This window comes from Amycolatopsis sp. NPDC043889 (assembly GCF_056435645.1).
The window spans coordinates 318,405-341,032 of the sequence record NZ_JBWKEC010000006.1 but is presented as its reverse complement, the minus strand read 5'-3'; the positions used below and the strand labels follow the sequence as shown (position 1 = coordinate 341,032).

Annotated in this window: 21 protein-coding genes and 1 pseudogene; 7 read left to right on the top strand and 15 right to left on the bottom strand. The window is 68.3% G+C overall.

Annotated features, from left to right (window positions below):
• The first annotated feature begins 45 nt into the window (after positions 1-45).
• Together AC0685_RS15555 and AC0685_RS15550 are read left to right on the top strand one after the other, a co-directional pair.
• Positions 46-1,245: a sensor histidine kinase gene (locus tag AC0685_RS15555; protein WP_478226132.1), complete on the top strand. Its 1,200-nt coding sequence runs from the start codon at positions 46-48 to the stop codon at positions 1,243-1,245.
• Positions 1,233-1,880, top strand: coding sequence for a response regulator (locus AC0685_RS15550; RefSeq protein WP_478226131.1), 648 nt, complete (start codon positions 1,233-1,235; stop codon positions 1,878-1,880). The genes AC0685_RS15555 and AC0685_RS15550 overlap by 13 nt, the downstream gene beginning before the upstream one ends.
• 739 nt (positions 1,881-2,619) lie before the next feature.
• Here AC0685_RS15550 and AC0685_RS15545 read toward each other — a convergent pair.
• Positions 2,620-3,016 (bottom strand): annotated as a pseudogene (locus AC0685_RS15545) (VOC family protein).
• Positions 3,017-3,120: 104 nt separating this feature from the next.
• Here AC0685_RS15545 and AC0685_RS15540 point away from each other — a divergent pair.
• Positions 3,121-3,315 (top strand): hypothetical protein, encoded by a 195-nt coding sequence (locus AC0685_RS15540; protein ID WP_478226130.1) that lies wholly within the window; start codon positions 3,121-3,123, stop codon positions 3,313-3,315.
• On the opposite strand, the gene AC0685_RS15535 is transcribed toward AC0685_RS15540, so the two are convergent.
• The 12 genes from AC0685_RS15535 to AC0685_RS15480 all read right to left on the bottom strand — a co-directional run bounded on the left by AC0685_RS15535 (position 3,284) and on the right by AC0685_RS15480 (position 17,623).
• The gene (locus AC0685_RS15535) at positions 3,284-4,198 is read right to left on the bottom strand and encodes a serine hydrolase (RefSeq protein WP_478226129.1); all 915 of its coding nucleotides are present in this window, start codon (positions 4,196-4,198) and stop codon (positions 3,284-3,286) included. The two genes, AC0685_RS15540 and AC0685_RS15535, sit on opposite strands and share 32 nt — an antisense overlap.
• A 60-nt stretch (positions 4,199-4,258) precedes the next feature.
• A complete protein-coding gene (locus AC0685_RS15530; RefSeq protein ID WP_478226128.1) occupies positions 4,259-5,527 on the bottom strand; it encodes an MFS transporter in 1,269 nt (422 codons plus the stop codon).
• A 141-nt stretch (positions 5,528-5,668) separates the two neighbouring features.
• Positions 5,669-7,339, bottom strand: a complete 1,671-nt coding sequence (locus AC0685_RS15525) for a PucR family transcriptional regulator (protein WP_478226127.1) — start codon at positions 7,337-7,339, stop codon at positions 5,669-5,671.
• A 76-nt stretch (positions 7,340-7,415) separates the two neighbouring features.
• Complete coding sequence (menC, locus tag AC0685_RS15520; RefSeq protein ID WP_478226126.1) at positions 7,416-8,522, bottom strand: o-succinylbenzoate synthase; 1,107 nt, start codon at positions 8,520-8,522, stop codon at positions 7,416-7,418.
• Positions 8,519-9,403, bottom strand: coding sequence for a GNAT family N-acetyltransferase (locus AC0685_RS15515; RefSeq protein ID WP_478226125.1), 885 nt, complete (start codon positions 9,401-9,403; stop codon positions 8,519-8,521). The genes menC and AC0685_RS15515 overlap by 4 nt, the downstream gene beginning before the upstream one ends.
• Positions 9,404-9,434: 31 nt before the next feature.
• Complete coding sequence (locus tag AC0685_RS15510; RefSeq protein ID WP_478226124.1) at positions 9,435-10,577, bottom strand: M20 family metallopeptidase; 1,143 nt, start codon at positions 10,575-10,577, stop codon at positions 9,435-9,437.
• The gene (locus AC0685_RS15505) at positions 10,574-12,049 is read right to left on the bottom strand and encodes an amidohydrolase family protein (protein WP_478226123.1); all 1,476 of its coding nucleotides are present in this window, start codon (positions 12,047-12,049) and stop codon (positions 10,574-10,576) included. Before AC0685_RS15505 ends, AC0685_RS15510 begins: the two co-directional genes overlap by 4 nt.
• Before the next feature lie 291 nt (positions 12,050-12,340).
• Positions 12,341-13,681 (bottom strand): GH1 family beta-glucosidase, encoded by a 1,341-nt coding sequence (locus AC0685_RS15500; protein ID WP_478226122.1) that lies wholly within the window; start codon positions 13,679-13,681, stop codon positions 12,341-12,343.
• Positions 13,682-13,713: 32 nt separating this feature from the next.
• On the bottom strand, positions 13,714-14,553 hold the full coding sequence (locus AC0685_RS15495) for a carbohydrate ABC transporter permease (protein ID WP_478226121.1): 840 nt from the start codon (positions 14,551-14,553) through the stop codon (positions 13,714-13,716).
• Positions 14,546-15,502, bottom strand: coding sequence for a carbohydrate ABC transporter permease (locus AC0685_RS15490; RefSeq protein WP_478226120.1), 957 nt, complete (start codon positions 15,500-15,502; stop codon positions 14,546-14,548). Before AC0685_RS15490 ends, AC0685_RS15495 begins: the two co-directional genes overlap by 8 nt.
• Positions 15,502-16,815, bottom strand: coding sequence for an ABC transporter substrate-binding protein (locus AC0685_RS15485; RefSeq protein WP_478226119.1), 1,314 nt, complete (start codon positions 16,813-16,815; stop codon positions 15,502-15,504). Before AC0685_RS15485 ends, AC0685_RS15490 begins: the two co-directional genes overlap by 1 nt.
• Before the next feature lie 151 nt (positions 16,816-16,966).
• Positions 16,967-17,623, bottom strand: coding sequence for a GntR family transcriptional regulator (locus tag AC0685_RS15480; RefSeq protein WP_478226118.1), 657 nt, complete (start codon positions 17,621-17,623; stop codon positions 16,967-16,969).
• 103 nt (positions 17,624-17,726) lie between these two features.
• Between AC0685_RS15480 and AC0685_RS15475 the strand changes: the two genes are divergently transcribed.
• The gene (locus AC0685_RS15475; protein WP_478226116.1) at positions 17,727-18,158 is read left to right on the top strand and encodes a VOC family protein; all 432 of its coding nucleotides are present in this window, start codon (positions 17,727-17,729) and stop codon (positions 18,156-18,158) included.
• Positions 18,159-18,401: 243 nt separating this feature from the next.
• Positions 18,402-18,974, top strand: a complete 573-nt coding sequence (locus AC0685_RS15470; RefSeq protein WP_478226115.1) for a cupin domain-containing protein — start codon at positions 18,402-18,404, stop codon at positions 18,972-18,974.
• A gap of 4 nt (positions 18,975-18,978) precedes the next feature.
• On the opposite strand, the gene AC0685_RS15465 is transcribed toward AC0685_RS15470, so the two are convergent.
• The gene (locus AC0685_RS15465; RefSeq protein ID WP_478226114.1) at positions 18,979-19,386 is read right to left on the bottom strand and encodes a RidA family protein; all 408 of its coding nucleotides are present in this window, start codon (positions 19,384-19,386) and stop codon (positions 18,979-18,981) included.
• Positions 19,387-19,484: 98 nt separating this feature from the next.
• Here AC0685_RS15465 and AC0685_RS15460 point away from each other — a divergent pair, with 98 nt between their 5' ends.
• Entirely contained in the window at positions 19,485-19,874 is a 390-nt protein-coding gene (locus AC0685_RS15460; protein WP_478226113.1) for a winged helix-turn-helix transcriptional regulator, read from the top strand.
• A gap of 171 nt (positions 19,875-20,045) precedes the next feature.
• Here AC0685_RS15460 and AC0685_RS15455 read toward each other — a convergent pair whose 3' ends face one another.
• Positions 20,046-20,897 (bottom strand): maleylpyruvate isomerase N-terminal domain-containing protein, encoded by an 852-nt coding sequence (locus AC0685_RS15455; RefSeq protein WP_478226112.1) that lies wholly within the window; start codon positions 20,895-20,897, stop codon positions 20,046-20,048.
• Positions 20,898-21,117: 220 nt separating this feature from the next.
• Between AC0685_RS15455 and AC0685_RS15450 the strand changes: the two genes are divergently transcribed.
• The gene (locus AC0685_RS15450; protein WP_478226111.1) at positions 21,118-22,566 is read left to right on the top strand and encodes a DHA2 family efflux MFS transporter permease subunit; all 1,449 of its coding nucleotides are present in this window, start codon (positions 21,118-21,120) and stop codon (positions 22,564-22,566) included.
• The last annotated feature ends 62 nt before the right edge of the window (positions 22,567-22,628 follow it).

The window sequence follows — 22,628 nt, the reverse complement described above, 5'->3', positions numbered from 1 at the left end:
GCCACGGGCTGAGAGCCGCGAGCGGCGGGATGGGAGACTGTCCGGGTGATCACCCGGCTCCGGTCCTGTTGGTCCGCGATCCGGTACCTGGCGGTCGGCGCGGCCTCCTCGATGGTCGCCTGGTTCGTCCTCGTCGGCATGCTGTTCGTGCTGCTGATGTGCCCGTTCGGCGTCGGGATCCCGGCGTTGCCCGTCGCGCTCCGGCTGATCCGCCGTCCGGTCGACTTCGAACGACGGCGGGCCGCCCGCCTGCTGGGCGAGCCGATCCCCGAGCCGTACCGGTCCGGGAACCCGGTGACCGACCCGGCGTCACGACGGGACCTCGGCTGGCTCGTCTTCCACGGCGCCAGCGGTTTCGTCATCGGCATCTTCGCCATCGCCCTGCCGCTCGGCGGGCTCCGGCAGATCGTCACCGCGTTCATCTGGCCGACGGTGCCCGGCGGGGTGGAAAGCTCGCTCGGGTTCGTGGTCACGTCGTGGCCCCTGGCGGCACTCAGCGCGATCACCGGGGTCGGCATGGTCGCGCTGATCTTCCTGTTCCCCCGTGTGGCCCGATGGCAGGCCACCGTCGCGCGCAGGCTGCTCGCGCCGGCGGCCGGAGTCGTGCTGACCGACCGCGTCGTCGAACTGGCCGCGTCGCGTGCCGCCGCGCTGGAGGCGCACGGCGCCGAACTCCGTCGTCTCGAACGGGACCTGCACGACGGGACGCAGGCGAGGATCGCCGCGGTGGTCCTGCAGCTGGGGATCGCCGATTCACTTTTCGACAAGGATCCGCGACGCGCCCGGGAGTTGCTCGGCAAGGCGCAGGACACCGCGACCGGCGCGCTGGCCGAACTCCGGACCGTCGTGCGCAGCATCCACCCGCCGTTGCTGACCGACCGCGGCCTCGACGGCGCCGTCACCGCGCTGGCCGATCGCTGCCCGGTCCCGTGCACCGTGGACGTGCGCAGCAGCAGCCGCCGTCCCGCAGCCGTCGAAGCGGCCGCCTACTTCGTGGTCGCCGAGACGCTGGCCAACATCACCAAACATTCCGGTGCCGAACACGCCTGGATCACCCTCGACGGTACCGCAGACACCCTGCTCATCGAGATCCGCGACGACGGCCACGGCGGCGCCGACGAAGCAGCGGGCAGCGGTCTGTCCGGGATCCGCAAACGGGCAGAGGCGTTCGACGGGACCTTGAAACTGTCCAGCCCCGCCGGTGGGCCGACCGTACTGAAAGTGGAGTTGCCATGCGGGTCGTGATCGTCGAGGACGACGCGCTGCTGCGCGAAGGCCTGGTGATGCTGCTGAACACCTCGGGCATCGACGTCGCCGCGGCGGTGGACGACGTGGACGAGTTCCTCGAACTGGTCACCAAGGACCGGCCCGACGCGGTCATCACCGACGTCCGGCTGCCGCCGACCCACACGGACGAAGGGCTCCGCGCCGCCGTCAAAGCGCGGAAGATGTATCCCGGACTGCCCGTGCTCGTGCTGTCCGCGCACGTCGAAACCGGCTACGCGGCGGAACTCCTCGCCGACGGCAAGGGCGCCGTCGGGTATCTGCTCAAGGAGCGGGTCGGGAAGGTCGAGAAGTTCCTCGACGCGCTGGACCGGGTCGTCAAGGGCGGGACGGCCATGGACCCCGAGGTCATCACCCAGCTGATGGCGCACCGCCGGGCGACCGACCCGCTCGACGGGCTGACCGCGCGGGAGCGCGAGGTGCTCGGGCTGATGGCGGAGGGCTACAACAACACGACCATCGCCGAACTGCTCGTGGTGAGCGACGGCGCGGTGCACAAGCACATCCGGAACATCTTCGCGAAACTCGGGTTGCCGGAGGACAGCGGGCACCGGCGAGTCCTGGCGGTGCTGGCCTACCTGGGCGGCAAGGGCTGAGGTTCTCGTGAGTGGTAAGGACGGTCAGAACCCAACGCCACGTAGCTTAAGTTGATCTTGGATGGGGGCCTTGATCGTAAGCAGTGAGGATTGCCGCAGGTCACGCGCTCGGCTGCCCTGGCCGACAGGAGCCGACTGCGGCCCCTGAGTGTCCCCCAAGGACACTTCTCGCTGACTCAATGCCTGAGTGATGCCCGGAGGGGCGATTTCACGAGGGGGTCGTGAATGGCGTTTCGGGTTATTGAGGGGAAGGTCAAATGTGGCGTGCTGCGTGCTGGAGGCCCGGCCTGCCGGGCTGATCGCGACCCCGCTGTCCGCAAGGGACACAAAGACACCCCCGCGTGCCCGATTTGGGTGCTTTGCGCGGGGGTCGTGAGTGGCAATGATCGTTCTAACCGTCTTTGCCGCTCACGACCCCGGCAAGAAGCGGACATCATGACATCAATCGGGCGCACAATCGGCGTGAAGCGTCCCAGGAGGACACTTCACGCCGGAGTCGGCCGGCAAGTCAGTCCGGAACCCTGTTGCCCAGGGCGGCGATCTCATCACGAAGCCGGCGAAGACGGCCCGCGTGACAGGGAGTCGATCACGCCACGTTTGCCCATCCCCTCAATAAGCCGAAACGCCACTCACGACCAACCCGACCCACCACCAGGGCCGAAGACGCCCCTTCGTCACATCAGACGCAGCGAAGGGAGCCTTCACCCCACCTGTCAACCTCACCCAAGATCAACTTAAGCTACGAGCCTCCGAGCTCTTCCGCCAGTCCGACGACGATGCCCTCGGGACCGCGGACGTAGCAGAGCAGATAGCTGTTCTCGTACCGCTCCAGCCCACCCACGAGTTCCGCGCCGTGGGCACGCAAACGGGCGATGACGTCTTCGATGTCGTCGACCGCGAACATGACACGGCGGATGCCCAGCGTGTTCGACGGCGCTTCCTTCGGTTCGGGGCTGATGGCCTTCGGCCGGTGGAACTTCGCCGGCTCGATCCGTCCGGGACCGTCCGGGATCCGCAGCATGGCGACATCCTGGCGGACGTCTTCGAGCCCGATAATCGAGTGGTCCCTTGCCCTCCAGCTCCATTCCGAGTTCGACGAAGAAGGCGATGACCGCGTCGAGATCTTCGACGACGATGAGGACGTTGCGCTCGGTGCGGTCGCGGAGGTAGCGCCAGCACCACCTCGCGACGGGGGCCACTCCCCTGGTCGCCCGCGCTCCCCGACCGTAGCGTCTTTCTCATGAACGACACCGAAAAGTCCAGCGGCGCACTGGTCACCGCTTCCCTCTGGCTCGTCCTCCTCGTCAGCGCGGCCACCAACGCGATCGGCCAGTTCGCAGGAGTGGACTGGACCCTCCGCATGATCGCCGGCGCCGTCGCGGTCGTGTGCATCGTGCTGCTGATCATTCGCCATCTCGCGCGGCGCAGAGCCTGAGCCATTCGACGGCCCGCGCCGCGGCGAACCCGATGAACGCGTCCCGCTCCGGCACGCGTGACCGCGCGTCGACGGCGTCGGTGAAAACCCCCACCGCGTAACGGCCGCCATCCGGATATTCGACGACGCCGACCTCGTTGCGCACCGACGGAAGTGTCCCGGTCTTCCCGCTGACGCGGATTCCGTCGTCCGGGAACCCGGACCGGAGCCGATGCGGCCACACCTGCAGTTCCATCCAGCGCCGGACGTCCGCGCACGCGGACGGCGACGCGGCCTCGTCACGCCAGATCATCCCGAGCAACCGGGTGATCTCTTCGGCCGTCGTGGCACAAGTGTGCTCGGGCTGGAGCGCGCGCAACGCGGCGATCCGCTCCATCGGGAGTTCGGTCAGCAGCCTTTCGTCGTCCTCGTAGGAGATCCCGAGGTCCTCGCCGATACTGCCGAGCACCTCCCCGCAGTCCTGTGACACGGTGGTGTGCTCGAAACCGAGGCCACGCAAGGTTTTCTCCGTCGATTCCTGCCCGACGCGGTCGAGGATCAGGTCAGTGGCGACGTTGTCGCTGATCCCGATCATCAGGATCGCGAGGTCGTACCAGGACATCGAGATCTCGTGCCGGAAGGTGGCGAGGCCGTACGGGCTGGGCGTCGGGTGTCCAGGTGGGACGGTGACCCGCTCGGCGAGGTCGAGGCCGCCGTCGGCGCCCTGCTTCGCCAGTTCCAGCGCGATCGGGACCTTGAAGACCGACGCCGTGACGACGGGAGCGTGCTCGTCGACGCCGATCCGCCGGGTGCCGTCGATTTCGGCCGCGTGCAACCGGACCCGGACGCCGGCCTCCTTCGCTCGTTCGGTGATCGTTTCGATGACTTCGGACGCTGTGCGCATGGGACTCCTGTCTGCTTGAGGCTCGTGAGTGGTAAGGACGGTTAGAACCGTCCTTACCACTCACGAGCCGGTGCCGGATTCCGCCGGTGCGAAAGAGAACTGCGCCGGGTTCTGCGGCACCCAGAACGCCATCACGGCGGTGAGGAAGGTGGTGCCGATCAGGAAACCGAACGCGGCGGTGTAGGAGAAGGTGTCGGCGAGCCACCCCATCGCCACCGGGGCGACGGCACCCGCCACCTGGCCGCCGAAGTTCATCACTCCCATACCGATCCCGGTGACCGCGGTGGGGAGTACCCGCAGCGGAAGGCCGAAGACCGCCATCGTCGCCATGCCGAAGACAGCGAGGGCGAGCGTCTCGTAGAGCGTGAACTCCGCCGTGCTGTCCGCGTTCACCATCAACGTCAGCAGCACCACGGTCACCAGCGCGATCGAGCCGAGGTACCAGCGGCCGTGATCGTGGAAGTACCGGTCGAACAGCCAGCCGCCGAGAATGGTCGTGCCGATGCTGACCAGCATCGGGATCGCGGCCAGAATCCCGGTCTGGCTCAACGACAGCCCCCTGGACTCCAGCAGATAGCTGGGCACCCAGGTGATCATCCCGTAGTTGAGCATGTTGGTGACGCAGAACAGCAGGGTGAACTTCCAGATCACCGGGGATTTCAGCACCTGTTTGCGGGATACCTCAGGGGTTTTCACCACGTCGCGCGGAAGGCTGCTCAGCCTTTCGGGCAGTGCCTTGGGCAGGATCGTCCAGACGGCCACCCCGATGAGCGCGCCGATCCCGGCCATCCAGAAGAACGTGTGCCGCCAGCCGACCGCCATCAGCAGCGGGCCGACGATCAGCGGCGCCAGGCCGGCGCCGATGCCGCCCGCGGACAGCATCACGCCGGTCACCGTCGCGCGATTGCCGGGGGTGGTCCGTTCGGCGATCGCCTTGAACGAGGCCGCCGGGAAAAGTCCTTGGCACACACCGAAAAGGCCGCGGACGACGAGCAGCATGCCGAAGGTGCCCGCCATCCCGGTCATCGCGGTGAACGCCGACCAGAGCAGCAGCGTGACCAGCATCGGCCCCCGCGAGCCGTACCGGTCGGCGAGGAAGCCCGCCGGAATCTGGCAGACCATGTACACCAGCGCGAACACGGTGACGAGCCAGCCCTGTTCGGTCTTGCTGAGCTCGAATTCGGCGCCGATCATCGGCAGCGCCATCCCGATCGAGAACCGGTCGATGTAGTCGACCGCCCACGCGAACACCATCACCACCATCGTGATGAGCGCGGTCCGGTTGATCCGCCGTGCTGTCCAGGTGTCCTCATTGACCACTGCCGTCATGGCGCCTCCGCGGGATCTTCGGAAGAGAAGGGAGAACGGCGCGAGCGTGGCGCCGGTCACTCATTCTGAAACGCGGTAGCCGAGCGGGGTTCGTGCGATCACACGAACATCGGCCGTCGTTTCGGGCCGGAAGACCGAAGGTCAGTCTTCAGTGCCGGGCGGCCCGGTCCGCGCGTCGCGGGGCAGCAGCCGCAATTGCAGCATCGCGGCGAACCGCTCCCCCGCGTCGTCGAGGTCGATCTCGCCGACTTCGGCGAGGCGCCGCAGCCGGTAGCGGAAGGTGTTCGGATGGACGTAGGCCGACGCGGACGCGGCTCCGATGTCACCGAAAGCGTCGAGCCAGCACCGAAGGGTGTGCACCAGTTGTGATTGGTGCTGAGCGTCGTAGGCGAGCAACCGCGCGACCGGCCCCGTCGCGACGTCTCCCCTGGCCGCGGCGAGGTCGGCCAGCTCCAGCATGAGCGCGTCGACGTGAACGTCTTCGGCGGTCGCGACGCGTTTGGCGCCGCCGTTGGTGAGCAGCACGCGCAACGCCCGGTCCGCACCGTCGCGGGAGGCGTGGAGACCGGACGCGTCGAGCGCGAGCGGCCCGATGCCGATCGCGGCCGCCGCCCGGCGTCCCGTGCGCTCCAGAAAGGTCGACGCGACCCGAACCGAACGCTCCTGGCAGTCGGCCTGACCGCCGGGCATCGGGAGGATGCCGTACGCGACGTCGCCGACCAGCGCGACGGCCGAACGAGGCTGGACGGCGCTCAGGTGCATGGCCAGCGCGTCGGCCACCCGCTGGCGGTCCGCGACCAGCCGGAGGTCGTCCTCGGGGTCGGGTGCGCCGAGCAGTCCCATGGCGAGCACGATCGACGGCTGGCCGAGCAACCCGAGCCGGGCGATGGCCTCCGGCGCACTGGACCCTCCTTCGAGTGCCGTGCTCACCAGATCCGCGCGCAGCCGCCGCTCGACGTCGGCGCCCGCGCGTAACCGGAGCAGGTGCAACGCGACGAGTTTGGCGGCGTCGATCAACGCCTGCGTGCGCTCCCCGCTGAGCGGTTCCCGGACCGCGGCCCAGATCGATCCGAGCACCTCGTCGCCGGCGCGGACGGCGAGCGCCACGCGAGGCAGCGCGATGGCACTGTCGTCGTACCGCTGCGGATCGACGTACACGGGCGCCTGGTCTCGGTACAGCTTCTCGAAGACGCCGTCCTGTTCGAGGCCGCGGGCGAACCGCTCCGGAACCTGCCTGCCGAGGATCGTTTCCACCCGGGACGGGTCCGCTTCGTCCTGGCGTCCGGAGAACGCGAGGATCCGGTTGTTGCGATCCTCGATGGTCACCGGCGCGTCGATGAGCGCGGCGATCGCGTTGGCCAGCGCGAACAGATCACCCGAAGGCATTCCACCGAGGGTTTGCGGCGAGACCTCGCCGACGTCCTCTTCGGCGAGCAACGTCCTGAGCATGGCGGCGAGCTGCGCCCAGGACGCGCCTCGCGCGAGCCCCAGCAGGGCGACCCCGGAAGACTCCGCGGCTCGCCGGAGTTCCGGCGCCGGGGTGACGGGAGACCGGACGACGAGCGCCGCCGCGCCTCTCGCACCCACGTCGTGCAAGAGGCGGACGACCTCGTCCTGGTCCCGCACCCCGACGCCGAGCACGACGGCACCGCCAGGGATGTCGGATTCGTCGTGCGGATCGTGGATGACCACCCCGCCGAGCTGCTTGCGGGTGGTCCGGCCGACCGCGACCGGCTCCAGGAGCACGTCCCCGAGGTCTTCGAGGACGCGTCCCAAGCTCGTGTGCGGCTTGCTGGGCACCGGTGTCAGCACCCCCCGAAGTTAAACCCGGCGTCGTCGAACCGACCGGTTCGATCCGACCAAATCTAACCCCGGAATTCGTAGAACGCTACGAACCGATCCACGCTTTCTCAGTGGTGACCTCGTCCAGCAGGCCGGGAATCGGAGTCACGCCGAGCCCCGGTCCGGTCGGTACCGGCAGGTGCCCGCCGTCCAGCACGAACGGCTCGGTGATGTCGGTGCGGTAGAACCGGCCGGACGCCGAGGTGTCGCCCGGCAGCGTGAAGCCGGGCAGCGAGGCCAGGGCGACGTTGGCCGCACGGCCCAGCCCGGTCTCGATCATCCCGCCGCACCACACCGCGACCCCGTGCGCCGCGCAGACGTCGTGCACCCGGCGGGCTTCGAGGTAGCCGCCGACCCGGCCCGGTTTGATGTTGACGATCTGGCAGGCGCCGAGCTTGATCGCGTCCGCGGCGGCCTTGGCCGAGACGATCGACTCGTCGAGGCAGATCGGCGTCCGGATCAGCTTGGCCAGTTCGGCGTGGCCCAGCACGTCCTCTTCTTCGAGCGGCTGCTCGATCAGCAGCAGGTCGAACGGGTCGAGCTGAGACAGCAGGGGCGCGTCGCCCAGCGTGTACGCGGTGTTCGCGTCGACCTGCAGCAGCACGTCGTCACCGAAGCGCTCACGGACTCGGCGGACCGGCTCGACGTCCCAGCCGGGTTCGATCTTCAGCTTGATCCGGACGTAGCCCTCGTCGAGGTATCCGCCGACGACGTCGAGCAGGTGCGGGATCGAGTCCATGATCCCGACCGAGACCCCGCAGGCCACGGAGTCGCGAGTGGACCCCAGCTCGGCCGCGAAGGACCGGTCATGCGCGCGGAGTTCGGCGTCGAGGACCGCCATTTCGAGCGCGCCCTTCGCCATCCGGTGCCCCTTGAACTTCGCCAGCAACGGCGTCACCTTGTGCGCGGTCACGTCCTCGGCCGCCAGCAGGGCGGGGATCAGATGGTTCCGCAGCACGTGCTCGGCGGCGTCGTTGTACTCCGACGAGTAGAGCGGCGCCTCCATCGCGACGCACTCGCCCCAGCCCTCGCCAGCCGGGGTCACCGCGCGGACGAGCAGCAGTTCCCGCTCGGACTGCGTCCCGAACGACGTCCGGAACGGGGCCACGAGCGGCATCCGGACCCGGCGCAGTTCCACACCGCTGAGTTTCATGACTGCTCCTTGGAGATCACGTACCAGCCGGCACGATCGAAACCGGCGACATGGGCGTTGTCCGCCATCAGTCCGCCGAGGACTTCGCGCAGGGCGACGCGCCACGCGCTGCCGCGACCGGGATCGGTGCGGCGCAACCGTTCGATGTCGGGCGGGACCGCGACGAGCACGGTCGGCGTGTCCGCGGATCCGATGCTCGGACCGCCGTCGGGACCGACCGAGAGCGCCCTCGCCGCGCCCAGCGCTTCCGCGTCGATGAGGACCGGTTCGCCGAAGGCGGCGGCGCGGACCTCCGGGCTCCGGAGATCCCAGCCGACCATCAGCCGGTCGGTGTCGCCCGAACCGTTGATGTCGTCCTCCATCGGACCGTAGAAGTCGGGCAGGTAACCGATCGGGCGCGCGCCGAGCTTGCACAGGTTGAAATAGGCGTTGCGCCGCACCAAGGGGTCGAACGTCCAGGTGATCACCGAGACGTCCTGGAGCAGTGCCCACCCGCGCTGGTGCAGTTTGAGCGCGTGCCCGATCCCGCGGCCGGCGCCCGCCTTGGCGACACCGGCGATGTGACTGTGCAGGCTCGCCTTTCCCGGACTCCCGAAGAAGCCGAAACAGGCACCCAGCAGTTCACCGTTCTCGAAAGCGCCCGCGACGTAGTTGCCGGCCGTGGACATCGCGCGGAGCAGTTCCGTGCTCACCGGTCTGCCGCTCGGCCCGGACCGCCAGATCGACTCGAACAGGCCGACCACGGCGGCCAGCTCGGCGATTTCGGTCAGTTCGCGGATTTCGACGCCCGAAGCCACGGCCGCGGCCCGCGCGGCGGCGACAGCCTCGTCGCGTACCGCCACCGACGCCGGGCTTTCCGCGTTCGCAGCAAGATTTGTCACGGGGCAATCCTTTCCCGGCACCTCGGCCGAGTCACCGTCGTGCCGTACCAGATTCGCCCGCGGGATTCGTCGCACCGGACGGACCCCGCTTCGCGAGTACGTTTTCCACGAGCGCGGCCAGCAGAGCGGTACGGCGCGGCAGTTCCGCGACGAGGACGTGTTCGTGATCCGCGTGCGCCCCGCCACCGACGGCGCCAAGGCCGTCCAGCGTCGGAACGCCCATCCCAGCGGTGTAGTTGCCGTCCGAAGCACCGCCGACCGACGCGGAGATCAGTTCTCCGAGCCCGAGTTCCCCTGCCAGATCCTGAGCCAGCGCGAACAATCCCGCCGACGAACCCGCTTCGAGCGGCGGCCGGTTGATCCCGCCGGTCACGCGGACCTCGGCACCGTCCAGGACCGGACGGAGCTCCCGGATCGCCCGGTCGACACGGAGTTGTTCGGCCTCGTTCCAGACACGGACGTCCACGGCCACCCGCGCGGCGGCCGGTACGGTGTTGACCGTCGTTCCCGCCGAGACGACGGTGGGCGTCACGCTCGTGCCCGCCTGTGCATCGGCGAGCGCGGCCACCGCGAGGATCTGGTGGGAGATCTCGATTCCCGCGTTGACACCCTTCTCCGGTTCGAGCCCGGCGTGGGAGGCGCGACCGGTCACGTCCACCCGGTAGTGGGAAACGCCTTTGCGGCGGCATTTCAGCGCGCCGCCGTCGGCCGAAGCCTCCAGCACGAACGCGGCGTCGCACTGCGCCGCGGTCTCCTCGATCAGCGCGCGGGAGGACGGCGAGCCGATCTCCTCGTCGCCGGTGACCAGAATGGACAGTCCGTCGCGGTCGGGCACGGTCGCGGCGGCGTGCAACGCCATCACGACCCCCGCCTTCATGTCGAAGCAACCGGGTCCGCGCAACACTCCGTCCCGCACGGAGAACGGATGGGTCTCCAGTGAACCGTGCGGCCATACCGTGTCGTGGTGACCGAGCAGCAGGACACGAGGCGGTCCGGCGCCGAAGCTCCAGCGGAGATGGGTGACGCCGTCGACGACGATCTTCTCCGGTTCCACGCCGAGCAGTCTCCGGCCGACTCCGGCCACCACTTCGGCGCTGCGGGCCACCGCTTCGTGATCCGACGACGGCGACTCGCAGCGCACCAGCGTTTCGATGTCGGCGAGCAGGTCGCTCATCGCGGCTCACCCCGCAGCGGCTTGCCGGGGAACGCGTCCGTGCGCAGATTCCCGTCGGTGACGACCGGGACTCCCGAGACGAACAGGTGCCGGACCCCGACGGAGGGCCGAGTCGAGTCGAAATAGGTCGCCGCGTCGGTGATCGCGTGCGGGTCGATCACGACGATGTCCGCGTCGGCACCGGCGTTCAGCCGCCCCTTCGCCAGGGCCCCTGGGGCGACCTCGTCGAGCACCCGGGCCGGCAGGTAGGAGCAGCGCCGGAACGCCTCCAGCCAGGTCCAGGCCTTGCTCTCACGCACCATCAAGCGCAACGTCTTGGCGTAGGTCCCGGCCGTGCGCGGATGGGTCGCGCCGCCAGGAGGCAGCGGCCATTCGGTGCTCTCGCTGGTGCCGTTCTTCCAGTACACGGGCAGCGCGTCGCTGGCGACGATGGCGTCCGGGAACGCGAGCGCCTGGCGCAGCAGACCGAGGTCGTGCGGGCTGCTTTCGTCGAGGAACTCCAGGATGCACGGCGCGCCGGGATCCTCCGCGCGCACCTGGAGCAGGCGGCCTTCGTCGGCGATGCGCTCACCCGACTCCAGCATGATCACGCTGGACGGGGACAGCCCCTTCATCTTCAGGCGCTCGGGCGAAAGGAAGGCGGCGCCGATCCCCGTGCTGCCCGCCCCGTACGGATAGGCCTCGACGGTCACCCGCGACCCGGCCGCCCGTCCCGCTTCGAGCGCCGCGAGCACCCGCTCGATCTGGTGGCCGGACGTGCTGTTCACGTGACAGTGGTGCATCGCGGCACCGGTCTCGGCCGCGACGATCGCGATCTCGGCCGAACCGTCGATCGGCGTCTCCGGGTTCACCTCGACCAGTTCACGGACATGGGTGTACGTCGGCGCCCCGGCCTCCTTCGCCAGCCGGGCCAGCGCGAGGAACTCGCCGGGGTCGGTGTCGGGCGCGTAGCCGAGCAGCACGCCGACACCGAGCGCGCCCGCGGCCAGCTCACCGTCCACAAGGGACAGCCAGGCCGCCAGTTCCTTCGGTGACGAAGACCGTTGCCAGGCCGGGTTCCCGAGCACCGCCAGCCCGCTGTCGATATTCGCGTCCGGCTCGATCCCGGCGAGCACCTGCGCTCGCGCGGCACCCCAGGAGGCGGAAAAACCGTAGTGCAGCGGACGGCCCGTGGAGGCCGCCTCGGCGTAGGCCCGCTCGATCGGCATCAACCCGGCCTCGAGGTCGAGCGCGGTCGTCACGCCGTCCATCGCCTGGAGCCGCTGGCCCGCGATGGTGTGCACGTGGCTGTGCAAGTCGATGAAGCCCGGTCCGACGACGAGCCCGGAGACGTCGATCTCCACGTCGCCCGGCTCCGCGGTCAATCCCTCCCCGACGGCGGTGACCACGCCGTCGGATACCAGCACGTCGGCCGTGCCGTCGAACCCCGTCGCCGGATCGATGACACGACCGCCACGCAAGAGTGTCCGCATGCTTCGCCTCCTAGGATCGCCTCGTTCATGGCGACCCTAGGAGGTTTCGGCGGGCGTCCGTTCGTTCCGCGCGACGAATCCGGACCCCTCGGTCCATCCGCCCGCACGAACCGCTCGTGAGTGGTAAGGACGGTTAGAACCGTCCTTACCACTCACGAGACCCGACCGGCTTCTCACGCGACGGACCGGACGACGCGACCGCGGCCAGGGCTCCGTCGCGAGTCGTCCATCCAATCACGCGCATCGGCAGCAGGTAGCCAAGACACCCTTGGCCCTAGCCGTCCTTACCACTCACGAGCGGTGCCGGTGCCCGGCGATGATCTCCGCGTATCGGTGCCCGCTCGCCTTGACCGTGCGGACCTGAGTGTCGTAATCGACCCGCACGAGCCCGAACCGCTTGCTCAGCCCGCTGTCCCATTCGAAGTTGTCGAGCAGCGACCACGCGAAGTAGCCCTTCACCGGTGCGCCCGCTTCGGCGGCGCCCGCCACCGCGCCCAGATGTTCTTCCAGGTAGGCGATGCGGTCGGCGTCATGGACCGATCCGTCCTCGGCGACCTTGTCGTCGAAGGCCGCCCCGCTCTCGGTGACGTAGATGGCACGGGCGCCGTACTCGTCGGTGAGCCGGTGGATCAGGTCCGCCAGCCCCTGCCCGTGGATCTCCCAGCCCATCGCGGTGGTGGCCGCGCCCTCGACCGGAACCTGCCGGGCGCGCGGGGCGGGACCGTCCGGATCGTCCTCGACGATCTGCCGGAAGTAGTAGTTCAGCCCGTGGTAGCCGACCGGGGCCGAGATCACCTCGAGATCGTTCCCCGCCACGGGTGGTTCGACGCCGTAGACCTCGATCATGTCCGCGGGATAGCCGCGGCCGTTCGACGGGTCGAGCCACCAGCGGTTGACGTGTCCGTCCATCCGCGCCGCCGCCTCGACGTCCGCGGCGGAATCCGACGCCGGCTCGATCCCGCTGAGATTGACCACCAGGCCGATGTTCGCGGGCTGTGCGGCGTTCGCGGTGATCGCCTGGACCCCGAGGCCGTGCGCGAGCAGGAGATGGTGCGAGGCGTGGATCGCTTGCTTGAGATCCTTGATCCCGGGGGCGAAACGCCCTTCGAGGTAGCCGAGCCAGGCCGAGCACAGCGGTTCGTTGACCGTGTTCCAGTCCTTCACCCGGTCACCCAGCCGAGCCGCCACGGCGGCGGCGTAGTCGGCGTAGGCATAGGCCGTGTCGCGTTCGGGCCAGCCGCCCTTCGCTTGCAGAGCGGACGGCAGATCCCAATGGAACAACGTGGCGAACGGCCGGATCCCGGCGTCGAGCAACGCGTCGACCAGCCGGTCGTAGAAGTCGAGTCCGGCCGGGTTGACCGCGCCGCGGCCGGTCGGGATCACCCGCGGCCACGCGACCGAGAAGCGGTAGGCGTCCAAGCCCAGTCGCTTCATGATGGCGAGATCCTCCGGCCAGCGCCGGTAGTGATCGCACGCGACGTCGGCGGTGTCGCCGTTCAGGACGGCACCCGGGACCCGGACGAAGTCGTCCCAGATGGACGGGAGGCGGCCGTCGGCTTCGACGGCACCTTCGACCTGGTACGCGGCGGTGGCCGCACCCCACAGGAAATCGGCGGGCAGGTGCAGATTCAAGGCTGGCCTCTCTGTACGGAGCGACGGGCTGGTCATTTCACGGCACCGGCGGTGAGCCCGGCGACGAGATAACGCTGGAGCAGCAGGAATCCGGCGACTACCGGGACGGAGACGATCAGGGACGCGGCCATGACCTGGTTCCAGTACACCTGGACCTGGGTCGAGTACTCCTGGAGACCGACCGCGAGGGTCCGCGTGCCCGAATCGGTCAGCACCGACGCGAACAGGATCTCGCCCCAGGCCGTCATGAACGAGTAGATCCCCACCGCGACGATGCCCGGCATCGCCGCCGGGACGACCACCCGGATCAGGGCGCCGAACGGCCCGGTGCCGTCGACCATCGCGGCCTCGTCGAGCTCCTTGGGGATCGAGTCGATGTAGCCGGCGAGCATCCAGATGGCGAACGGCAGCGAGAAGGTGAGGTAGGTGATGATCAGCCCGAGCCGGGAACCGTACAGGACGATGCCGGTGGTGTTGCCGATGTTGACGAAGATGAGGAACAGCGGCAGCAGGAACAGGATCCCGGGGAACATCTGCGTGGACAGCACGGTCATCTTGAAGAAGTTCTTGCCACGGAAGCGGAAGCGGCTCAGGGCGTACGCCGCGAAGATCGCGATCACCACCGAGAGGATCGCGGCCGAGCCTGAGATGACCAGGCTGTTCACGAAGTATTCGGCGAGCGGGATGGTCTCCCAGATGTCGAAGAACGGCTGGATGGTCAGCGTCGTCGGCACCCATTCCCAGGTGCCCTGCACGTCCCCGAGCGGCTTCAGCGACGACGAAACCATCGCGTACAGCGGCACCAGCGTGAACAAGGCGAGGAAGCCGAGGACGAATCGGCGTGCCCACGGGACCCAGCGAGGCTCAGACAACGGCGTTCCTCCTTCGCGCGGCCAGTCCCAAGTAGACGGTGCTGACGAGGAGCAGGAACAGCAGCAACAGCACCGACATCGCCGAGCCGAGGCCGAAGTTCCAGGTCACGAAGGAGCTCTGGTAGATGTGGATCGAGATCAGTGACGCCTCCTTCGGCGCGGACGCTCCGAAAAGGACATAAGGCGTGTTGAAGTCGTTGAAGGTCCACAGGAACAGCACCAGCAGCAGCACCTGGTTGACCGGCCGCAGCATCGGCTGGGTGATGGCCCGGAACTGCCGCCACCAGCCCGCGCCGTCGATGGCCGCCGCTTCGTACAGTTCGCCGGGGATGTTCTGCAGCCCGGCCATCACGATCAGGAACGCGAACGGCCAGTTCCGCCAGACCGAGACCACCACGAGCGACCAGAAGCTGTTGTCCCCGATGAGCCAGAAGGAGTCGGTGCCCAGCAGGTCGTTCACCAGGCCGGTGTCCTTCTGGAACATGAACGACCAAGTGATCACCGCGGCGTACATCGGCAGCGCGTACGGCACGAGGAACAGCGTCCGGAGCAGGCCGCGTCCGCGGAAGTTCTTCTGCATCAGCACGGCGGCCGACGTTCCGAACAGCCAGCAGAACCCGACGGAGAGAACCGTGTAGAGGACGGTGATCCAGAACGAGCCGAGCAGCGCCTTCCCCGCCGCGGCGTCGAAGTCGAGGACGAACTTGTAGTTGTCCAGCCCGGCCGCCGGAGCGGACGAGAAGTCACGGATGTAGAACTGCGTCAGCTTGAAGAAGCTCATCACGAGCCCGGCGACCATCGGGATCAGGTGGACGAGCAGTTCGAGCAGGATCGCCGGCAGCAAGAGCAGATACGGCAGCGCGACCCGGCGCCGGTTACGCCGGGCACGCCGCGGCCTGGGCGCCCCGGCCGCCTTCACGGCCGGGGCGTCGTCGAGAGCGGTCGGCATCAACTACCGGCCGCGATCTGCTGGTCCGCCTGGTCGAGCTGGTCGCGGATCTTGGTTCCGTCGACCGGCTTGCCCGCGGCGACGTCGGCGAACATCGCCTTCATCGCGGTGCCGATCAGGGTCTCGAACTGCGATTCCTGCGGGACCTGGGGCATCGGCTCCGCCGAATTCGCGAGCACGTTCTGGAAGACCTTGACGTCTTCGGTCTGGAACGCCGTGTCGCTGTAGGCGTCCTGGACGGTCGGCAGCGAACCGTAGGTCTTGTTGAGCAGCGCCTGCTCCGGCGCCGAGACCATGAACTTCACGAAGTCCAGTGCGGCGTCGGGGTTCTTGGTGTTCTTGAAGACCGCCATGTTGATGCCGGCGACGAAGCTGGTCACCTTGCGGCCGTTCGGCGGCGCGGTGGCGGGCAGCGGGATCGGCGCGACACCGAGGTTCGCCATGTCCATCCCGATGTTCTTGAACGACCCCGCGGAGGCCTGGTTCATGAACATCGCGGCTTTGCCGTCCGACAGATCTTTGAGGGATTTGGCGGTGTCGGCGTACTCGGCGTTGGCCGGGTTGACGATCTTGTCCTTCTGCATCAGGTCGACGAACTGCTGCACGGCCGCGACCGACGGATCCGAGGCCAGCTGCGGTTTGCCCTCGGGAGTGAAGAACTGCGCACCGTGCTGGGCGCCGAGGATCGCCGCGTGGTGGCTGTTCTCGGTGACCTGACCCGCCTGGAGCGAGAGCCCCCATTGGCCCTTGTCGGGTTTGGTGAGCTTCTTGCCGTCTTCGACGAGTTCCTCCCAGGTGGCGGGCGGCTTGGTGATACCGGCCTCCGAGAAGAGTTTTTTGTTGTAGTACAGGCCGTACGCCTGGCCGTAGAGCGGTACGCCGACCGGCGGCTGCCCGCTCGCCCCGGTGGCCGCCAGCGATGGGCCGAGGAAGCGGGACTTGCCGCCGACCTTCTCCAGCGCGGCGTCGTCGAACGGCAGGAACGCCCCCGTCGCCTGCAACGAGGCCGACCAGGTGTTGCCGATGTTGAGCACGTCCGGCCCCTTGCCGGAGGTGGTGGCCGCGAGGATCCGGTTGAGCAGATCCGTCCACGGGACGACCTCGAGCTTGACCTTGATCCCGGAGGCCTTCTCGAACTTGTCGAGTTCTGGCTGTAGTACGGCTTTGTCGTTGTCGAGACTGGTGCCCTGATTGGACGCCCAGTACACGAGCTCCTTGGGAGCACTGGACGACGTGTCGCCGCCGCCGCACGCCGTCGTGGCGGCGGCCGCCAGCGCCAGGACGAGCGCGGGAGCGATCTTTCCGATTCGCATCGATGGTCCTCGAGGTGAGTGGCCAAGCCGCGTCCGGAGCCTGTGACCCGGGACACGTCTTATTTCAGGGCTTGAGTTAAGCCTTGGTCAACCTTGCCGTCAAGACCCGCGCACCATTTCGTCCCGTTGGCGCCAGAGGATGCCGGCACGATCACTTCCCGGTCAGCACAGCGAAGGCCTCGCCGCGGTGGACGGCGAACAGTTCGAGCGCCTTCTCGCCGTCACGGGCACGAAGAGCGGCCGCCAGCCGACGATGCTCGGCCGGGATGCTCGCGAGGTAGCCGTCGGAGCTCACACCGATCCGGGTCAGCAGGAACAGGTACACCTGCGACCGGATCGCCTGCCACGCTTCGACGAGCCGCCGGTGACCGGACGCCGCGTAGACCGCGTCGTGGAAGTCGATGTCACAGCGGACCATCTCGTGCTCGTCGCGTGCCCGGCCCATCCGGTCGACGACCTCGTCGAGCGCGGCAAGGTCCGCGTCCGGCGCGTTCGCGACCACGAGCCGGACGGCCAGCTGCTCCAGCGCCGACCGCAGGCTGTCGAGTTCCGCGACGTCCACATCGGACAGGGTCGTGACGATCGCGCCGCGATGCCATTCGCTGCGGACCAGACCCTCGCGCTCCAGTCTCAGCAGTGCTTCACGCACGGGGCCACGACTGACGCCGAGCGCCGCCGAAAGCTCGACCTCGCGCAGCTGCGCGCCAGGCGGATAGGAGCCACCGAAGATGGCGTCCCTGACCCTGTCGGCGACCTCGTCCGCCAGCCCGCGACGACGTGCCGGCACCACCCTGCCGGGTTCGCTCATGCTCATCCCTCCCGCCGGAACGCCCGATAGTAGCGACCACGCACTTTGTCCTAATGTTAACATTACGACACGTGCACCTACCGCTGGAAAGGATCCCTTGGGTATGACCGTCCTCGACTCCCCCATCCCGCGCTTCCACCTCGCCATGCCCGTCGACGACCTCGCCGCCGCACGCACCTTCTACGGCGAAGTCCTCGGCCTCGAACAGGGCCGCAGCTCCGACACGTGGATCGACTGGAACCTCCACGGCCACCAGTTCGTCACGCACCTCGCGCCCGAGCGGCCGCGCCAGATCCACAACCCCGTCGACGGGCACGACGTTCCCGTGCCCCACTTCGGCTTGATCCTCACCGTGCCGGAGTTCCGGAAGCTCGCGGACCGGCTGCGCGCGGCGGACACCTCGTTCGTCATCGAGCCTTACGTCCGCTTCGAGGGTCAGACCGGTGAACAGTGGACGATGTTCCTGCTGGACCCAGCGGGCAACGCTCTGGAGTTCAAGGCGTTCGCCGACGACTCGCAGGTCTTCGCCGCCTGACCGGCCGGAAGTGTCGATTCGGGTTCGAACCAAGGCGTCCTAGACACCTACCGGATTCTGACTGCGGCTGATCGCGGGTCCGTGAAGGCCTCCTTGCCTACCCTGAGGGTAGCGAAGGAGGCCTTCACTACCCTCAGGATCGCCGCTCTCACCCGAGGTGCACCAGGAGCCACAGCGGCCGCGGACGCGGCGGGCGGGCACTCACGACACACCAGCGATCGATAACCTGGGCATTATCGTTCGGTGCCGCTTTCCGCGTTGATCAAGGACTGGCGCGGCGAGAAGCTGGTCCTGTCAGCGAGCCTGCTGACCACGGAAAACCAGGGAGACGCCACCATGTTCGACCCCATCCTTCTCCGGGCCGCCGACGCCGAGATCGTCAGCGACGCGCCGGGCAGCGAAATCACGCTGCTGGCCGACTCGGACACCACCGACGGGGGCTTCACCGCGAACCGCGCGACCCTGAAGGACGGCGTCTTCGGCACCCCGGCCCATTTCCACGTCCGGGCGACCGAGTTCTTCTTCGTACTCGAAGGGAAACTCCAGGTTCTCGTCGAGGAAACCCTGCACACGCTGAAGAAGGGCGACTTCCTCGCCGTGCCGCCCAAGGTGCCGCACGCGTTCGGCCCCGCCGCCGGCTCGGACGCCGACGTCCTGGTCACCTTCACCCCGGGCATGGCCCGCTTCGACTACTACCGGCTCCTCGACCGGGTCGCGCGCGGTGAAGCCGACCCCTCGGAGATCGCCGCGTCCTCGAAGCAGTACGACAACCACTACGTCGACAGCCCGATCTGGCGCGCCGCGCGCGGTCAGTGACTGCTCAGTCGACGACCGCGGTCGCCTCGACCTCGACGAGGTGCTCGGGCACGTCGAGGGCCGCGACGCCGATCAGTGTCCCCGGCGGGACCGGGGTGCCGCCCAGCTTCGCGGCCGCCCGGTCCACGCCTTCGAGGAACAGCGCGAGTTTGTCCGGCGTCCAGTCGACGACGTAGACGGTCATCTTCGCGACGTCGTCGAAGGTGGCGCCGGCCTCGGCGAGCGCGGTGCCGATGTTCAGGTAGCACTGTTCGACCTGTGCGGCGAGGTCACCCTCGCCGACGAGGACACCGTCGGCGTCCCAGGACACCTGCCCCGCGATGAAGACCAGCTTCGACCCGGTCGCGATCGACACCTGCCGGTAGGCGGGGATCTCCGGCAGTCCAGCGGGGTTCACCAGGGTGATGCTCATCCGTACTCCTCGTTCATGGTCACTTGTGGTTACCCAGGAACTGTAGGAGAGTGTGCGACGACCTGGAAGAACGCACTTTTTCGTGACTGGGGAACCTCATGGTGACCAAGCAGCTCAAAGGTTCGGACGACGCCGATCTGATGCGGGCGGATTCACTGGCGCGGGAGATCTTCTCCGACGTCGCCAACAAATGGGCGCTCCTGATCATCGAGACGATCGGCGACCGCACCCGGCGGTTCACCGAACTGCGCGACGACATCGAGGGCATCAGTCACAAGATGCTCACCCAGAACCTGCGCATGCTGGAGCGCAACGGCCTGATCGAACGGACGGTGCACCCGACGGTGCCACCGCGCGTCGACTACACCCTCACCGAGGCGGGGCACGGCCTGCGCGCCACGGTCGACGGGATGTGCGACTGGACCCACCGGTTCCTCGGCCACATCGAAGACTCGCGACGCCGGTTCGACACGCCTGTCAACGGTTGACGGCCTGGCGGGGTCTCGCACCGTGCACTTCGCCGCGGTACGGATCCATGCACGTCGCGTGACGTCCGGCGGAGCGGATCCCCGGCTCCGCAACGGGTCTCGATCACGGCGGCGACACTCACGAGGTTCGGCAACGGCGGTAGGCACCTGACACTCATGCCACCCGAAGCCCTACGGCAGCCGGACCACCCGCAGGAAGGCGGGTAACAGCCACGGTCGCGGACCGCTGACGACGATCTTGCGCGTCAGCGCGGAACGCGGCTTGCCGACCCGGTGGAACAGCATCAGGTTCAGCGTCGGCGGGTCGAAGGAGATCCGCACGTCGACCGGTCCGCCGGGCTCCTCGACCGTCACCCGCCCCCGATGCAGCACCAGCACGACCGGGGACGTGTACGCGGACCGGAACGCCACGGCGATGCGTCGATCCCGCGGCGGCTCGTCGGTGTCGAGAAGGTGCCCAATGTCGTGGCTCAGCACACCCACCAAGAACAGATCGAAGAACAACGCCGCGTCAGCCGGCTGGATCGTCCACGGCAGTTTCAGCGCCTTGGCGATGTCCCAGCCGTGGATCTGCAGTTCGTTGACGAGGTGCGCGAGGACGCCGGCCAGCGGCACCTTCGAACCCCCGAGCCAGTCCAGCGGGGCACCCGGGTCCGCGTCCTCGGTCACCCGCAGTACTTCTCCGATGTCCGCGAGCAATCCGGTCACGAGCACCTGGATGTCGCGTTCGCGAAAATCTCGCAACACCAAGGAGTTCAGCACGGAAACGGTGTCCACAGTGGTCTTCTCGACCTGGCTCTGCCCGCGGGCGTCCAAAATCGACGCGCCGTCCGCCCGCACCAGGGAGGTGTACATCTTCGCGATCATCGCGACATGGGCGACCGTTTCGGCCACCGTCCACTCCGCGGTGACCATCGCGTCCGGATCCGGAACGCGGGCGACCAGTTCCGCGAATCGCGCGCCCGTCACCCGATAGGCTCGCCGCACCGAACGCCATCGATCCGCCGTGATCGCTCTGGTCACCTGCCGATTTTATCGTGCTGCCACCGAAAACCGTTCCGCTCACGTGCGGTTCCGTACTGCCCGAAAGCGCAGTGACCGTACTCACTACGGAAATTCACGTGACACACACCGACCGACACGGGCAGACTGAACGGAAAGACTCAGCCTCGCCTTCGCTGTCACCGTCGCCGGCGCCGAAGGTGGCCACGCGGACCCGCGCCCTTCCAGGAGCCCTTCACTGATGACCGAGACCCTGCCCGAAACCGCCCACGACCAGGAAAGGGCACCGGCGAAAGCCGGGCTCCTGATCGGGGTCCTGGTCCTTTCCGCGTTCGTGATGATCCTCAACGAGACCATCCTGAGCGTCGCGCTGCGTGACCTGACCGTCGACCTCCAGGTTCCGACCACCACCGTCCAGTGGCTGACCAGCGGCTTCCTGCTCACCATGGCGGTCGTCATCCCGACCACCGGGTTCCTGCTCGAGCGGTTCACCCCGCGCCAGGTGTTCCTGGCCTCGCTCACCCTGTTCAGCACCGGCACCTTGGTCAGCGCGCTCGCCCCGGGCTTCGCCCTCCTGCTGACCGGCCGCGTCATCCAGGCCTGCGGGACGGCGGTGATGCTGCCGCTGCTGATGACCACGGTGATGCGCCTCGTCCCGGTCGAGAAACGCGGTGCCACGATGGGCACGATCACCATCGTCATCGCGGTCGCTCCGGCGATCGGCCCGACCATCGGCGGCGCCGTGCTGTCGTCGCTCGGCTGGCGCTGGATGTTCTGGATCGTGCTGCCGCTCTCGCTCGCCGCCCTGGTGGTCGGCATGGTGCGGCTGCGGCTGGACAGCGACACCCGCAAGGTGCCGCTGGACGTCCTGTCGGTGGTCCTGTCCGCGCTCGGTTTCGGCGGCGTGCTGTACGGCCTGTCGGTGTCCGGCGAATCCGCCGGCGGGCATCAGCCCGTGCCGCCGTGGGCGCCGATCGCCGTCGGTGCCGTGGCACTCGTGGTGTTCACCTGGCGCCAGTTGCGTCTCCAGAAGGAAGACCGCGCGCTGCTGGACCTGCGTCCGTTCACCCACCGCAGTTTCGTCGTCTCCCTGGTGCTGACGGCCCTGCTGTTCATGTGCCTGCTCGGCGCCGCGGCGATCCTGCTCCCGCTGTATCTGCAGACCGTCCTGCACACCAGCACGTTCGTCAGCGGGCTCGCGGTGCTTCCCGGCGGCCTGGTCCTCGGGCTGCTCGGCCGCCCGGTCGGCGCGCTCTACGACCGCTTCGGCCCCCGGCCGCTGGTCATCCCCGGCGCGGCCGCGATGGCGATCTCGCTGTGGCTGTTCGCCCTGCTCGGCGCGGGATCACCACTGATCGCGGTCATCGCCATCCACGTCCTGCTGATGGGCGGGCTCGGCCTCATGATGACGCCACTGATGACCGAATCCCTCGGTTCGCTGCCCGAGCACCTCTATTCACACGGCAGCGCGATCCTCGCCACCCTTCAGCAGCTCGCCGGCGCGCTCGGCACCGCCATGTTCATCGCGGTGGCCACGGCCAGCACGACCACGGCCGGGGCGGTCAGTCCCGACGCGGGCGGAATCCGCACGACGTTCATCGTCGCCGGTTGCATAGGCCTGGCCGCGTTCGTCGGATCGCTCTTCGTCAAGAAGAGCGCCGGCACCGGTGCGGTCGCCGCGCACCACTGACGTCGGCCTCGCGCCCGCCGTCGCCTCAACCGGAGGCACGGCGGGCGCGTGTCGTCCGATCA

Coding starts and splice junctions, on each gene's coding strand:
- AC0685_RS15550 (WP_478226131.1), top strand. CDS start 1,233: ATGCGGGTCGTGATCGTCGAGGACGACGCGCTGCTGCGCGAAGGCCTG.
- AC0685_RS15540 (WP_478226130.1), top strand. CDS start 3,121: ATGAACGACACCGAAAAGTCCAGCGGCGCACTGGTCACCGCTTCCCTC.
- AC0685_RS15535 (WP_478226129.1), bottom strand. CDS start 4,198: ATGCGCACAGCGTCCGAAGTCATCGAAACGATCACCGAACGAGCGAAG.
- AC0685_RS15530 (WP_478226128.1), bottom strand. CDS start 5,527: ATGACGGCAGTGGTCAATGAGGACACCTGGACAGCACGGCGGATCAAC.
- menC (WP_478226126.1), bottom strand. CDS start 8,522: ATGAAACTCAGCGGTGTGGAACTGCGCCGGGTCCGGATGCCGCTCGTG.
- AC0685_RS15510 (WP_478226124.1), bottom strand. CDS start 10,577: ATGAGCGACCTGCTCGCCGACATCGAAACGCTGGTGCGCTGCGAGTCG.
- AC0685_RS15505 (WP_478226123.1), bottom strand. CDS start 12,049: ATGCGGACACTCTTGCGTGGCGGTCGTGTCATCGATCCGGCGACGGGG.
- AC0685_RS15490 (WP_478226120.1), bottom strand. CDS start 15,502: ATGCCGACCGCTCTCGACGACGCCCCGGCCGTGAAGGCGGCCGGGGCG.
- AC0685_RS15485 (WP_478226119.1), bottom strand. CDS start 16,815: ATGCGAATCGGAAAGATCGCTCCCGCGCTCGTCCTGGCGCTGGCGGCC.
- AC0685_RS15480 (WP_478226118.1), bottom strand. CDS start 17,623: ATGAGCGAACCCGGCAGGGTGGTGCCGGCACGTCGTCGCGGGCTGGCG.
- AC0685_RS15475 (WP_478226116.1), top strand. CDS start 17,727: ATGACCGTCCTCGACTCCCCCATCCCGCGCTTCCACCTCGCCATGCCC.
- AC0685_RS15465 (WP_478226114.1), bottom strand. CDS start 19,386: ATGAGCATCACCCTGGTGAACCCCGCTGGACTGCCGGAGATCCCCGCC.
- AC0685_RS15460 (WP_478226113.1), top strand. CDS start 19,485: ATGGTGACCAAGCAGCTCAAAGGTTCGGACGACGCCGATCTGATGCGG.
- AC0685_RS15450 (WP_478226111.1), top strand. CDS start 21,118: ATGACCGAGACCCTGCCCGAAACCGCCCACGACCAGGAAAGGGCACCG.